We start from the raw sequence: 13,252 nt of genomic DNA, 5'->3' as shown, positions 1-13,252 counted from the left end.
CGAGCGAGATGCGGGTGCCGGTCAGCGCCCCGTGGGTGACCACGAGCTGACGCGGCGCCTTGCTTCCCCTCGCCGACTTCTCGGACCTCCGGAATCCGGGCAGACCTGATGCCCGAAGTCCCGAGGCAACGTAGAGATCAGAGCGGACCACACGTAGGGCGGCCAGCACAAAGAGCCAGAGGAGCACGAGAAAACCCGCTCTGGTCAGCTGCATCACCAGCTCTGCCACCGGTCGTAACCGCTCCTGCCTTGAGTTGCTTACCGGCGCCCGTACCGACCTCAGCCCGCGGTGCGGAAGACCAGTGACGAGTGGCCGATGCGGACGACGTCGCCCTCCGCGAGCTGCCAAGTCTGCACTGGCGTGCCGTTCACCGTGGTGCCGTTGGTCGAACCGAGATCCGCGAGCATCGCATTCTGCCCGTCCCACGAGATTTCCAGGTGTCGCCTGGAGACCCCGGTGTCCGGGAGGCGGAAGTCGGCTTCCTGCCCACGTCCTACGACGTTTCCACCCTGCTTGAGGTTGTACGTGCGGTTGGAACCGTCGTCGAGGTGCAGCGTCGCGTTGAGCTGGCGGTTGGCGCCCTGGGTGGCGGGAGGAGCGTATCCGCCCTGGTTGTAGCCCTGGTCGTAGCCGCCCTGCTGGCCGTAGGCCGGCTGCTGGCCGTAACCCTGGTCGTACCCGCCCTGCTGGCCGTAACCCTGGTCGTAGCCGGCCGGCTGTGCGCCGCCGTACCCCTGGTCGTAGCCGGCCGGCTGGCCGTAGCCCTGCTGCTGGCCGTAACCCTGGTCGTACCCGGCCGGCTGTGCGCCGCCGCCGTACCCCTGGTCGTAGCCGGGCTGCTGCGGCTGGGCGCCGCCGTAACCCTGGTCGTAGCCGGGCTGGGCGCCGCCGTAGCCGCCGCCCTGCTGGCCGTAACCCTGGTCGTAGCCGCCTTGCTGGCCGTAACCCTGGTCGTAACCCTGCTGGCCGTAGCCCTGCTGCTGGCCGTAGCCCTGCTGGTCGTAGCCCTGCTGGCCGTAGCCGCCCTGACCATAAGGGTCCTGGCCGGGCTGGCCCTGTCCTTGTCCGTAGCCGGGTGGCTGGCTCATGGGTCGGTCTCCTGCGGTGCGAGGTTGTGCTGACCGTCGGCTGGCCGCTTTCACGTCGGGGTCGACGGACGAGCTGGTTCGGAACTGTCCGGTGTGCAGCGCCTCGGAGCGCTCCAGGGAGACTACGACGTCACCGTAGGTGTCCCACCCGGACTCGGCCAGGTGCTCCCGCAGGCCCTCTGCGAGTAGCTGGGTGATGCGTAGTTCATCCTGCTCGTCGCCCGCAAGCCGCTCGTGGTCCTGGGCTCCGAGCAACACTTTGTAGTGGTTGGGGGCTAGCAGTCTGCCACCCGCGAGCTCGCGGATGTTGCTGTCACCCTCCCGTTGCAGCGCCTGTGCCACCTCTTGGGGCACCACGTTGCCGCCGAACACCCGCGCGAAGGTGTTGCCGACCATGCCCTCGAGCTTGCGCTCGAAGCGTTGCAGGCCCATGTCGACTCCTTCCGCTCGGACGGGCTCCTGTACCGATCGTATCCGGGTACGACGACGCCTACAGGGGGCGATTAGGAACCTGGTTTGGACGCGTGCTAGTGTTTCCAACGTCTCCAGGGGCAAGTGGCGGAATGGCAGACGCGCACGGTTCAGGTCCGTGTGTCCGAAAGGACGTGGGGGTTCAACTCCCCCCTTGCCCATTCAAAGACAGACAGAACCCCTCTCGCGGAATCGCGAGGGGGGTTCTGTCGTTGATGGCGCCCATCGGATTCCTTGATCCAACAGGTGATGTCTGTCACTCGTTCGGGGGCCAGCATGTGGGCTACGGCGGCTCCGCCGACCTCGGGGTGTGCTCGCCGGCCGCCCGCGTGACACGGTCGAGCGCGAAGTCGTGGGCGGAATGTTTCGGGGGTTCGGCGAACACCGGTTCGCTCCGCTTCCTGGAACTGGTGATGCGGGTGAGGTCATTGGTTTCGGGGAGAGGATTCCGGGAACCTCCTTCCCGCCGCACCCATCCGCATCGAGCGCACGTCGAGCACGTCGCAGTTCCGGCCGCGGAATGACGGCATTGCGGGAGCGGTAGATGTTTTCGCAGGTCGCGGACCCAGTAACGCCGTGATCGTCATGCAGGTGGTCGTTCTGGCGCGGTGAACGGTCGGCGGACGGCGCCGCCCGCCGATGAGCGGCGATTTCCACCCACGCGTGATGCACCCACTGTGAGCAGGTCTTTCAGCGCGTCCATCCGGCCCAGCGTCACCCAGACGGCAGCACCGTAGGACCGAACTCCCCGCACCCCTCTTCGACCGGTCACCGACCGGTCAGCGCCGTCGATCGCAGGGGGGCCTGTGACCTGGGGGTGGGCCGTGCGCTTCCTGCTAGTTCTTTATCCAGAGCACGAGTCGAAACGCGGCGGATCGCCCGCCGCGGGTGACGAGGAGGCACTGGCGTGAGCAGCACCCCAGCAAGGATCGCGGCCCTCGACAGCGCGAACGGTCTGTCGACGACGCCGGTCCCGGTTCCGGAACTGCCCGCGTCCGTCGAGGAGTTGGCAGCCGCCGCGGCGATCCGCCTCGGCTGGCACGGCGTGGTCCTCCCCGAGATGGTCCTCATGGGCCGCAAGGTCGTCGTCGTGGCCGAGCTCCTGGCCGACGCCCACGCCGAGCGCGTGTGCGTGGGTGCCGCCCCCGAGGCCGACAAGACCACTGTCTCCACATGGGTGTGGCCGGAGATGGAAGGCCGCGTCCCGCCGGTCGCCGTCCGCATCGTCGGCGTCCTGGCCGTCGCCCGCCACTGGCGCACCGCGCTGGCCTCCGCCGTTCCCTTCTCCCGCTACGGCAACGCCGCGGTCGTGCTCCCCGAGTCCGTCGCCTTCTCGCACGACTACCTGGCCAACGGCCTGCCCCGCGTCCGCCGCTACGGCGTCTCCGTGCTGCTCGCCGACGACGAGAAGGACCTCTCGGTCGACGTGTCCGGCCGCCAGGAGAACGTGCCCGCCGAGGACACCGCCATCACCCGCTGGGTCAACGAGCTCGTCTACGAGCAGGTGCTCGCCACCGCTTCCTGATCTACGGTCGGACCTATGCGAGTAGTCATAGCCGGCGGACACGGACAGATCGCGCTGCTTCTCGAGCAGCAGCTGACCACCCGTGGACACGCCGCCACCGCGCTGGTCCGCAATCCCGATCATTTTGGTGATGTGTCCGCTGCCGGGGCCGTCCCGGTCCTGTGCGACCTGGAGTCCGCTGACCTGGACTCGGTCGCTTCGTATCTGCACGGTGCCGATGCCGCGGTTTTCGCCGCAGGTGCGGGGGCAGGCTCTGGGGCCGCCCGAAAGGACACCGTGGACTACGGGGCCGCTGCCCTGTTCGCCTCAGCTGCTGTGTCGGCCGGGGTGCGGCGGTTCGTCCAGGTGTCGTCCGTGGGGATCGAGGACGCCGACTCGCCTGAGGTGGATGCTTCGTTCGCTGTCTATCTGAAGGCGAAGAAGGCGGCTGAGGAAGATCTTCGTGGGCGGGATCTGGAGTGGACGATCCTGCGGCCTGGCCGGTTGGTGGACGACGCGCCCACCGGGTTGGTGACTCTCGCTGCGCCTCGGTTGCCTCGGGGGTCTGTTGCCCGGGCTGATGTTGCCGCTGTGATCGTGGAGTTGCTTTCGGCGCCTGGGACCGTTGGGAAGACCTTGGAGCTGGTGAACGGCGATACTCCGGTTGTGGACGCCGTTCGGGCTGTTCTTTAGTTGCGTGCTTCCCTGGCCGTTGGGTCCTCGATCACTCGCCCAGCACCCTGTCGAGGTACTCGTTCGTGAACGTTCTGTCGGGGTCTACCTCGTTGCGTACCCGTAGGAAGTCGTCGAAGTGCGGGTACAGCGGGCGCAGTTCTTCCGCTGTCAGGTCGTGCATCTTGCCCCAGTGGGGGCGGCCGCCTACCGACTTGGCGATGCTGGCGTAGGCGTCGAAGAAGGTCTTGTACTGCATGCCGAGTGCTTGGTGCATGGAGATGTAGGCCGTGTCCCGGCCGTTTGCCGTGGACAGCCAGATGTCGTCTGCCTGGGCCACGCGGACTTCGCAGGGGACGATCAGGTGGTCTTGGTCGCTCAGCTTGTTCGCCACTGTCCTGAGTTCGGCGATCACGTCCAGGAGGGTTTCTCTGGGGATGGAGAACTCCGTCTCCACGAAGCGGACCCGCCTCGGTGTCACGAAGACGTTGTGGGAGTAGTCCGAGTAGGACCGCTCTGAGATCATCGCGCCGCAGAACTCATTGAGGCGCTTGGTGTAGCGGGGGAAGGTCTTCGCCACCCTGCACACCGCGCCGAACGCGGCGTTCTCCATCACGTCGTACTCCCACGTCTGGCGGATCTTCGACAGTGGGCGTGCTGGTTCGGTGATCCTGTTGTTGCGCTTGAGGATCACTCGGTCCGAGTGCGTGAACCAGTGGAACTCCACGTGGTCCTCTACCGCGCAAAGGTCGTCGAACTGTTCCAGTACCGCGTCCAGGCGGCCTGGGGACTCTGACGCTTGCAGCACGAATGACGGGACGCAGCGGAGGGTCAGGGTGCTGATGACGCCCAGTGCGCCCAGGCCCACTCTGGCCGCGTTGAAGAGGTCTGGGCGTTCTGCGCGGGAGCAGGTGACCACTGAGCCGTCGGCCAGGACCAGTTCCAGGGACTCGATCGCTGTGGCCAGTACGCCCAGTTTGGCGCCTGTGCCGTGGGTGGAGGTGGAGACTGCGCCTGCCACGGTTTGGGCGTCGATGTCGCCCAGGTTCGGCATTGCCAGGCCCAGGCGGTGGAGGTCGGCGTTGAAGGCGCTCAGGGGAGTGCCGGAGCGGACCGTGACCAGGCCTGTTTCGGTGTCCGCCCGGACTGTGCCCGTCCAGCGGTCCAGGTCCAGGGCGGTTTCCGGGGCCACCGCTATGTCGTTGAACGAGTGGCCGCTGCCTCGTGCTCGTACTCGGCCGCCGGAGGAGACCGCTGCTGCGATCTCGTCCGTGCTGGACGGGTGGACGACGCGCGTCGGGGTGCAGGACGCCGTTTTAGCCCAGTTCGTCCACACGCGTACCTCCACGGGAGAGTGTGACCTGCGAGTAACGTAAGTGAAAGCTCTTCACGTTTCAAGGGTTCACGACGTACCGTCAGTGCATGCGCAGAACTCGACTCGACGCCGCTACGAAGGACCTGGATCCTCCGTTCGCGATCGTCGACCTGGACGCCTTCGACCACAACGCGGCGGACCTCGCCCGTCGCGCTGCCGGTCATCCGATCCGGGTGGCGAGCAAGTCGATTCGCGTGCGCGACCTGGTGTGCCGGGCGCTCGAACGGCCCGGTTACGCCGGGGTCATGTGTTACTCGCTGGCCGAGGCCCTGTGGTTGTCCGAGCAGAACGTCAGTGAGGACCTGCTGGTCGCCTACCCGACTGCTGACCGGGCGGCGTTGCAGAAGCTCGCCGCCAACGAGACCGCGCGGCAGCGCGTCACGATCATGGTGGACTCGCTGGAGCACCTCGACTTCGTGGACTCCGCGATCGGGCCGCACGGCGACATCCGGGTCTGCCTGGAGCTCGACGTGTCGTGGCGGCCGTTACCGGGTGTCCACATCGGTCCGCGGCGGTCGTCGATCCACACGCCCGAGCAGGCGAAGGCCCTTGCCGCCAGGATCGTGCGCCGCACCGGGTTCACGCTCGTGGCGGTCATGGCCTACGAGGGGCAGATCGCCGGTCTGGGTGACAACCCGCCCGGTCAGCCGTTCCGCGCGATGGGGATCCGGTTCATCCAGCGCAAGTCCGGACCCGAGCTGATCGAACGGCGGACCGCTGTCGTCGGCGCGGTGCGGCAGGTCGCCGAGCTGGAGTTCGTCAACGGTGGCGGCACGGGAAGCCTGGAGCTGACCGCGACCGACCCGTCGGTCACCGAGCTCGCGGCCGGCAGCGGCCTCTTCGGACCGACGCTCTTCGACGCCTACCAGTCGTTCACACCGGAGCCCGCGGCGCTGTTCGCGTTGTCCGTGGTGCGCAAGCCGACCAGGCGCACCGCGACGCTCTTCGCCGGCGGCTACATCGCGTCCGGCACGCCCACGTCCGACCGCCAGCCGTCGCCGTACCTGCCGGAGGGGTTGAAGACCCTCGGCCTCGAAGGCGCCGGCGAGGTGCAGACGCCGGTCACCGGCAAGGCCGCCGAGCAGCTGAAGATCGGCGACCGCGTCTGGATGCGGCACGCCAAGGCGGGCGAGCTGTTCGAGCGCTTCGACGAGGTCCACCTGGTGCGCGGCGACCGCATCGAGCGCACCGTGCCGACCTACCGCGGGGAGCGCCGCAACTTCGGCTAGGCGGGCAGTCGGGACGACAGGTAGCCCCTGACCAGTGCCTTCGCCTCGGCGAGGATCGCGGGATCGCCCATCGGGTTGTTGCGGAAGGCCATCTTCAGCACGGCGTCGGCGGCCTCGACGGCGATCGCGATCGGCAGCCCCACCTCGTTCATCGGGATGCCGAACTTGCCCGAGATCAGCTCCGAGATCTTGTCCGAGATGACGGCGTTGTTGTCGCGGCGGTCGTCGAGCAGCCGCATGTCCACGACGTCGCCGAAGTGCAGCTTGCCGAACGCGGGGATCTCGCGGTGCATCGTCACGTAGACGTCGAACACCGTGTCCACCGCGTCCCACCAGTGCTCGAGCGTCGCCTGCTCGAGCTTGGTGGTGATGCCCTGGGAGAACTTGTCGACGTTGCGCAGGGTCAGCGCCTGCACGACTGCTCTCTTGTCGGGGAAGAACTGGTAGAGCGATCCGACCGCCACACCCGCTCTCTCCGCGATCAACGTCGTGGTGACGCCGTCGTAGCCCACCTCGTCGATGAGAGTCGCGCAGGCCTCGAGCATGCGCTCGACTCGTTTGGCGCTGCGCTGCTGGACGGGCTGACGGCGAAGCGGGGTGGTGCTCGTCACGGCGACTCCCAGTGGTTCGGGTTCTTCCATCTTGCCTGCTGCACGGCCTTTTCACTTCCCTGAACCTGTCAACACGCCTACGATCCGAACAAGTTTCACATTTGGAGGATCGATGAGCGACTTCCTGTGGGGAGTGTCGACGTCCGCGTTCCAGATCGAGGGCGCGTTCGACGCCGGCGGTCGAGGGCCCTCCGTGTGGGACGAGTTCACTCCGGTACACGACAACGACAACGCATCCGTTGCGTGCGACCACTACCACCGGTGGCGCGAGGACGTCGCGCTCATGACGCGGCTCGGCGTGAACGCGTACCGGTTCTCGGTCGCGTGGCCGCGGATCCAGCCCACCGGCAAGGGGCCCGTCAACGCCGAGGGGCTCGACTTCTACGACCGCCTGGTCGACGCGCTCGCCGACGCCGGCATCGCTCCGGTCCTGACGTTGTACCACTGGGACACGCCGCTCCAGCTCGAAGCCGAGGGAGGGTGGCTCAACCGGGACATCGCCGACCGGTTCGCCGACTACACCTCGCTCGTCGCGGACCGCCTCGCCGACCGGGTGAAGATGTGGATCCCGATCAACGAACCCGCGATGGTGACGCTGCAGGGCTACGCGATCGGTGAGCACGCCCCCGGCAAGACGCTCCTCTTCGACGCGTTGCCGACCGCTCACCACCTCAACCTGGCCCACGGCCGTGCGGTCGAGGTGCTCCGATCGCACAACGCGCAGGCGGTCGGCACGGCGAACAACCACACGCCTGCCTGGCCCGCTACCCCGAACGACGTAGTGGCCGCCGAGGCGTACAGCGAAATCCACAACTGGTTGTACGCGGACGCACTTCTGTCGGGCCGATATCCCGACGCAGTCGCCGACCTGATGCCGGTCGTCGAGGGCGACATGCAGGCAATACACCAGCCGCTCGACTTCTACGGGGTCAACTACTACAACCCGACGAGACTGACATCTCCCTCCGAGGGCAACCCGCTGCCGTTCGAACTGGTGGAGATCGACGAGTTCCCGCGCACCGGTTTCGGCTGGCCGGTCGTGCCGTCCGGGCTGACCGAGATGATCTCGGCGTTGCGCGAGCGGTACCCGGACCTGCCGCCGGTGTACGTGACCGAGAGCGGTTGCAGCTTCCCCGGCGGAATTCAGGACGCCGACCGGATCTCCTACCTCGACGGACACCTCAAGGCCGCGCGGGCGGCGGACGTCTCCGGGTACTTCGTGTGGTCGCTGCTCGACAACTTCGAGTGGGAGGCCGGGTACTCGCAGCGCTTCGGCCTGGTCCACGTCGACTACGCCACCCAGGTCCGCACGCCGCGCGACTCGTTCCACTGGTACCGCGGGGTGATCAGGGGTGAGTGAGGCGCTGGCCGAACCGGTCGTCCCGGTCCGGCGGGGGTGGATGGCGTGGCTGTTCGCCGCGAACCTGGGGCTGTGGCTCGCGGTCTACGCGCCGATCCAGGTGTTGCTGCCGCAGCAGGCCGAGCTGCTCGACAAGGCGAACAAGGAGCTGGTGTTCGGCATCGTCACCGGTGTCGGCGCGCTGGTGTCGTTGCTGGTCGTGCCCTTGATCGGCTTCTTGAGCGACCGCACGACCTCGCGGTTCGGCCGCCGTCACCCGTGGACGCTGGCCGGCGCGGTCGTCGGAGCCGTCGGTCTCGGCGTCCTGGCCAACGCCCCGTCGGTGTTCGTGATGACCGTCGGCTGGTGCCTCGTGCAGGCGGGGATCGGCGGCATGCTCGCGGCGCTGACCTCCGCGGTGCCCGACCGGGTGCCCGTCGCGCAACGGGCGCAGGTCGGCGGACTCATCGGCATCAGCCAGATGCTCGGTACGGTGCTGGGCGCGGTCGTCGTGACGTTGCTGGTCAGCGGACTACCCGCCGGTTATCTGGCGTGCGCGGTCATCGTGCTGATGGGCGCGCTCTTCTTCGTGCTGCGGACGCCGGACACCCAGCTCGTCGTCAAGCCGGTCAAGCCGACGTTCTGGATCTCGCCGCGCGAGCACCCGGACTTCGCGTGGGCATGGGGCGGCCACCTCATGATCAACCTCGGCAACGCGTTCGGGACGCTCTACCTCCTCTACTTCCTCGGCGACGTCGTCCACCACCCGTCTCCGGAGGACGGCCTGCTCGTGCTGATGGCGCTCTACGGGGTGGCGCTCGCCGCAGGAGCGGTGCTGTTCGGCGCACGAAGTGACCGATCGGGCCGCCGCAAGCCGTACGTCTACCTGGCGTCAGCCGTCATGGCCCTGGCCGCGCTGCTGCTGGTCGTCTGGCCCACCTGGACGAGCGCGCTGGTCGCCGCGCCGTTGCTCGGCGTCGGCTTCGGCACGTACTGGGCGGTCGCGATCGCGCTGCTGACCCAGGTGCTGCCGGCGGCGTCCGACCGGGCGAAGGACCTGGGCGTGCTCAACGTGGCCAACGCGTTGCCGCAGGTCATCGCGCCGTTGCTGACCGCGCTGATCCTGGCGAACCTGGGTGGCTACCGCGGCCTGTTCGCGGTGTCGGCGCTGGCGACGACGCTGGCGGCGGTGTTGATGAGTCGAGTGCGATCGGTGGTCTGATGCAGCTGTCGGGCAAGAACGTTCTGGTCACGGGGGCGTCGCAGGGGATCGGGGCCGATACCGCGTTCCGGTTCGCGGCGCACGGCGCGCACGTCCACCTGGTGGCCAGAAGCGCCGAACTGCTCGATCAGCAGGTCAAGCGGATCAAGGACTTCGGCGGCTCGGCGTCGGCCCACGTGGCCGACCTCGCGGACGCGGCGCAGATCCACGCGCTCGCCGAGGAGGTCCCGGCACCCGATGTGCTGGTCAACAACGCCGGTGTGGGCCGCTGGCTGTTCCTCGACGACACCTCCGCGGACGAGCTGGTCACGATGACCGCGGTGCCGTACCTGGCGGCGTTGTTGCTGACCAGGGAGTACCTGGGCGCCATGCGGACGCGCGGCTCTGGCTGGATCGTCAACGTGAACTCGCCGGTGTCGCGCCTGCCGATTCCCGGCTGCGTGGGTTACCAGTCGTCCCGCTGGGCGCTCCGCGGTTTGACCGCGTCCCTGCGGCTTGACCTGCGCGGGACCGGGGTGGGGGTGAGCGAGGTCGTGCCGGGCAAGGTGTCGAGCGAGTACTTCGTGAACAACCCCGGCGCCGAGGAGCGGATCCCGGCCGTCGCGCGGCTGATGATCCCGCCGGTGACCACGGAACGAGTGGCGAAGGCGATCGTCGACGCGGTGGTCAAGGAACGGGCGGAGCACCTGTTCCCGTGGCAGCTCAAGGCGTTCGAGATCTCCGGCCGGCTCTTCCCCGGACTGACGTCATACCTGGCCTGGAAGACCGGCACCCACCGTTAGGCGGACGTGAAAACGGCCCCCATCTGCGCGGGAGGTGCAGACGGGGGCCGTGGTTGGTGACCGCGGACCGGTGACGGTCGGGGAGGGAAGGTGCACGTCACCGGCCCGCGGGAATCTGTGGAGGTAAAGCTGACCGGGGCTCGCGATGTCGCGGTCGGGGGTTCGCACATCGCGAGCCCCGGTCAGTAGGCGGTTTGCAGACCTGGTCGTGTCGGGGGGACGCCAGGTCGATCGCAAACGCCCGTTAGTGGGCTCGAGCCACCGCGCGGCGGGACCGGGTGACAGGAGGGGTCACCGGGGCCTCGCGCAGGTGGCGAGCCGGGCGCGGGGCGAGACCGCCCGCGACCAGGTGTTCGTACGCGGCGCGCCACACCGAGCAAGGTGACTTCTGCTGGCGCCAGCGGCCGGAGCACTCAGGGCAGTTGCCCTTCTCGTCCGGCTCGTGCGCTGCCAGCAGAGCACGCCATCCCTCGGTCAGCCGAGGGAGCTCGGATCGAGCCACCGACAGGAGGGACGGGGCGTCAGCGCGGCTCGCCAGCTCCGTGAGCAGGTCGAGACGTTCCCACACAGCGTTGCGAAGAACCTGTCCGAGGATCGCGTCCATCGAAACGTCACCGTCACCTTTCCGCCTGGTCGGCGGCTTCGCGTAGCGCGGCCCTGAGCTGTACGAGCTGGTCGTGGGACAAGACTGCCGTCTCACCAGGGGGTCCGACCAGGACCACTTGGCCCTGAACCACCTTGACGGTGAGCTGACGGTCCCGGTCGACCACGTCGCCGCAGCTGATCTGCCACGTCCGACGCTGCCCGGTCGTGCCGCGCCATGTGGAGCCGGTGTCACCCGTCTCCACAATGGAGGTGGAGTACGTGGAGGAGCTGTCCATCTGATTGGCCGTTCCTCTCCGTGCTCACTCGCTTACCGGAGTCCAGATTGCGATGATTCATGTCGGAACGGGACGTCACAGCGCTGACCGGTGGAAGTCTTACGGTGAGCGGTAAGTGGTGTTCGGCAGAGCCGATCAGCCCTGCCGAAGAGGACTTCTCGGGCTCGGGGACCTGCCCCTAGTCTGCCGATGACGCCCAACGGACTGTGAGGGTGCGCGATGAACACCATGAGCTCCCAGGGCTCTCCCATCCCGGCCGAGGTGTGGGACAACCAGGAGATGCGGGACGCACTGGCTCGCCGGGAGATCAGCTCGGTGTACCGGCTGCTCCGCCGGCACGGCGTGTCGCAGCGCCAGATCGCAGCGCTCACCGGGCAGTCGCAGTCCGAGGTCTCGGAGATCCTCAAGGGGCGTCAGGTCATGGCCTACGACGTCCTGACCAGGATCGCCATCGGCCTGGGTGTCCCACGTGGATACATGGGTCTCGCCTATGACGAGACAACGGCAGTACGGGTGGCCGCGACCGCGGACTCACCCCATCCTGAGGAGGACGAGTCGGTGAAGCGTCGGAAGTTCCTCGCGCACGCCGCCGCCGTGACAGTCGGCGCGGCCGTGTTCGGAGCGGACTCCGGGTCGTGGGTCTCACACCCCACACAGACTCCGGCTCCGGGCCGCATCGGCATGACCGATGTGCGCCAGGTCGAAGCGGCGACGCGGGCTCTGCGCGCCCTCGACTACCAGTACGGCGGCGGTTCCTGCCGCGACGCCGTCGTGGCCCAGCTGTCCTGGGGCCAGCAGATGCTCGGCGCGAGCTCCACGGACATCGTCCGCCAGCGCCTCTACGTCGCCCTGGCCGACCTGCACAACCTCGCCGGGTGGACGTCGTTCGACACGGGCCTGATGGACTCCGCCCGCAACCACTTCGGCCAGGCGCTCGACCTCGCCAAGCAGGGCGAGAACGAGGCGCTCATGGCGAACATCCTGTACCGCATGGGCCGCGTCTACCTGCACCAGAACGCCCCCGACGACGCGCTGAAGGTGTTCCAGCTGGGTCAGCTGGCCGCGCAGAACTCCGGTTCCGAGCTGGCCGTGGGCATCCTGTGCGCGAACGAGGCCTGGGCCTACGCGAAGATGGGCTCCGACGAGCAGGCGCTCAAGCTGCTCGGCCGCGCGCGCGACGAGTTCTCCCGCGCCAACGTCGCCGAGGCCCCCGCCTGGGCCAAGTTCTTCAACGAGATCGACCTCTCCTCCATGATCGGCACGGTGCACACGGAGCTGGCGCAGACGGTGGACGCCAAGTACACGCGGACGGCCATCCCGGCGCTGTCCAAGGCGATCAACAACTTCGGTGACGAGTACGCCCGCAGCCGCTCGTTCAACCTGACCTCGATGGCGATCAACCACCTGCTCGAGGGCGACATCGACCACGGCGCCAAGATCGGCCGTCAGGCTGTCGACCTGTCGGAAAGCCTCAAGTCGGTGCGCACGAAGCAGCGCATGGAGCCCCTGCGCCAGGAGGCCGACAAGCGCCGCAACAACCCCGAGGCCCGCGAGCTCGCGGACCGCGTCGCCCGCTTCACCGGAGCCGACACGGCCGCTTAGTTCAGTCTCGTTTGGGTCCTATAGCATCCCTTTTGGATGGTGTGGGACACGAAGCGGTAACGCCAGAGCCTTCGCACACGAATGCAGCATCGACGGGTGTGCATATCCACGCCTAAGGTGCGGCAGGTCGGGGCGAAGGACGAGGTGCGGCGCGTGAGCCTTACACGGAGGTGGCGTTCCCGGAGGGCGCTGCGGTCCGCGCAGTTGCTCGACGAGGTGGTGGACACCCAGCTGCCGCTGCTGGCGGGGTTCGACGAGGAGCGACGGCGGCGGTCCGCCGACTACCTCGCCGAACTCGTGGCGCTGGCGCAGGACTACCGCTACTACGCCAACGGCTGGATCGACAGCCGCGAGCTGGACCGCCGCGGTCAGCGGACGATGAACCGGCTGGCGCGGATGCGCGAAGAATCTTCGGCGCGACTGATCACCGACTAGTCCGTTCGCGCGCAGCTCGTCGCGCTGACCGGACCACTCA

12 protein-coding genes, 1 tRNA gene and 1 pseudogene are annotated in these 13,252 nt (G+C 68.0%); 9 read left to right on the top strand and 5 right to left on the bottom strand.

Translation table 11 applies throughout. The annotated features are described in order from the left end of the window. Positions 1-229: pseudogene (locus tag VM306_RS23045) on the bottom strand (FHA domain-containing protein); the annotation flags it as partial. Between the two features lie 50 nt (positions 230-279). Further along, the gene (locus tag VM306_RS23040) at positions 280-1,521 is read right to left on the bottom strand and encodes an FhaA domain-containing protein (RefSeq protein WP_325518452.1); all 1,242 of its coding nucleotides are present in this window, start codon (positions 1,519-1,521) and stop codon (positions 280-282) included. A 117-nt stretch (positions 1,522-1,638) separates the two neighbouring features. Between VM306_RS23040 and VM306_RS23035 the strand changes: the two genes are divergently transcribed. The 3 genes from VM306_RS23035 to VM306_RS23025 all read left to right on the top strand — a co-directional run bounded on the left by VM306_RS23035 (position 1,639) and on the right by VM306_RS23025 (position 3,757). Beyond that, positions 1,639-1,721, top strand: a tRNA-Leu gene (locus tag VM306_RS23035). Positions 1,722-2,467: 746 nt separating this feature from the next. Continuing rightward, the gene (locus tag VM306_RS23030; protein ID WP_325518450.1) at positions 2,468-3,085 is read left to right on the top strand and encodes a hypothetical protein; all 618 of its coding nucleotides are present in this window, start codon (positions 2,468-2,470) and stop codon (positions 3,083-3,085) included. Between the two features lie 15 nt (positions 3,086-3,100). Then, positions 3,101-3,757, top strand: a complete 657-nt coding sequence (locus VM306_RS23025; RefSeq protein WP_325518448.1) for an NAD(P)H-binding protein — start codon at positions 3,101-3,103, stop codon at positions 3,755-3,757. Positions 3,758-3,788: 31 nt separating this feature from the next. Here the strand turns inward: VM306_RS23025 and VM306_RS23020 are convergent, their stop codons facing one another. Continuing rightward, positions 3,789-5,072 carry a D-arabinono-1,4-lactone oxidase gene (locus VM306_RS23020; protein WP_325518446.1) on the bottom strand — a complete coding sequence of 428 codons (1,284 nt, stop codon included), beginning with the start codon at positions 5,070-5,072 and terminating at the stop codon, positions 3,789-3,791. An 86-nt stretch (positions 5,073-5,158) separates the two neighbouring features. On the opposite strand from VM306_RS23020, the gene VM306_RS23015 reads away from it, so the two are divergent. Continuing rightward, positions 5,159-6,340 (top strand): amino acid deaminase/aldolase, encoded by a 1,182-nt coding sequence (locus VM306_RS23015; RefSeq protein WP_325518444.1) that lies wholly within the window; start codon positions 5,159-5,161, stop codon positions 6,338-6,340. Here VM306_RS23015 and VM306_RS23010 read toward each other — a convergent pair. After that, entirely contained in the window at positions 6,337-6,981 is a 645-nt protein-coding gene (locus tag VM306_RS23010) for a TetR family transcriptional regulator (protein ID WP_414672437.1), read from the bottom strand. The genes VM306_RS23015 and VM306_RS23010 overlap by 4 nt on opposite strands. Before the next feature lie 82 nt (positions 6,982-7,063). Between VM306_RS23010 and VM306_RS23005 the strand changes: the two genes are divergently transcribed. Genes VM306_RS23005 through VM306_RS22995 form a run of 3 tightly spaced genes read left to right on the top strand, consistent with a single transcriptional unit; the run spans position 7,064 to position 10,294 of the window. Then, positions 7,064-8,311 carry a GH1 family beta-glucosidase gene (locus VM306_RS23005; protein WP_325518440.1) on the top strand — a complete coding sequence of 416 codons (1,248 nt, stop codon included), beginning with the start codon at positions 7,064-7,066 and terminating at the stop codon, positions 8,309-8,311. A gap of 40 nt (positions 8,312-8,351) precedes the next feature. After that, positions 8,352-9,512 carry an MFS transporter gene (locus VM306_RS23000; protein ID WP_325518456.1) on the top strand — a complete coding sequence of 387 codons (1,161 nt, stop codon included), beginning with the start codon at positions 8,352-8,354 and terminating at the stop codon, positions 9,510-9,512. Then, positions 9,512-10,294: an SDR family NAD(P)-dependent oxidoreductase gene (locus tag VM306_RS22995; RefSeq protein WP_325518438.1), complete on the top strand. Its 783-nt coding sequence runs from the start codon at positions 9,512-9,514 to the stop codon at positions 10,292-10,294. The genes VM306_RS23000 and VM306_RS22995 overlap by 1 nt, the downstream gene beginning before the upstream one ends. 244 nt (positions 10,295-10,538) lie before the next feature. On the opposite strand, the gene VM306_RS22990 is transcribed toward VM306_RS22995, so the two are convergent. Then, the gene (locus VM306_RS22990; protein WP_030480258.1) at positions 10,539-10,898 is read right to left on the bottom strand and encodes a hypothetical protein; all 360 of its coding nucleotides are present in this window, start codon (positions 10,896-10,898) and stop codon (positions 10,539-10,541) included. Positions 10,899-11,394: 496 nt separating this feature from the next. On the opposite strand from VM306_RS22990, the gene VM306_RS22985 reads away from it, so the two are divergent. Then, positions 11,395-12,777 (top strand): helix-turn-helix transcriptional regulator, encoded by a 1,383-nt coding sequence (locus VM306_RS22985; protein WP_325518435.1) that lies wholly within the window; start codon positions 11,395-11,397, stop codon positions 12,775-12,777. A 153-nt stretch (positions 12,778-12,930) separates the two neighbouring features. Beyond that, the gene (locus VM306_RS22980) at positions 12,931-13,212 is read left to right on the top strand and encodes a hypothetical protein (RefSeq protein WP_093596166.1); all 282 of its coding nucleotides are present in this window, start codon (positions 12,931-12,933) and stop codon (positions 13,210-13,212) included. The last annotated feature ends 40 nt before the right edge of the window (positions 13,213-13,252 follow it).

This window comes from Lentzea sp., from assembly GCF_035525475.1.
In the GTDB taxonomy this organism is placed as follows: domain Bacteria; phylum Actinomycetota; class Actinomycetes; order Mycobacteriales; family Pseudonocardiaceae; genus Lentzea.
This window is presented reverse-complemented; position numbering and strand designations above follow the sequence as displayed.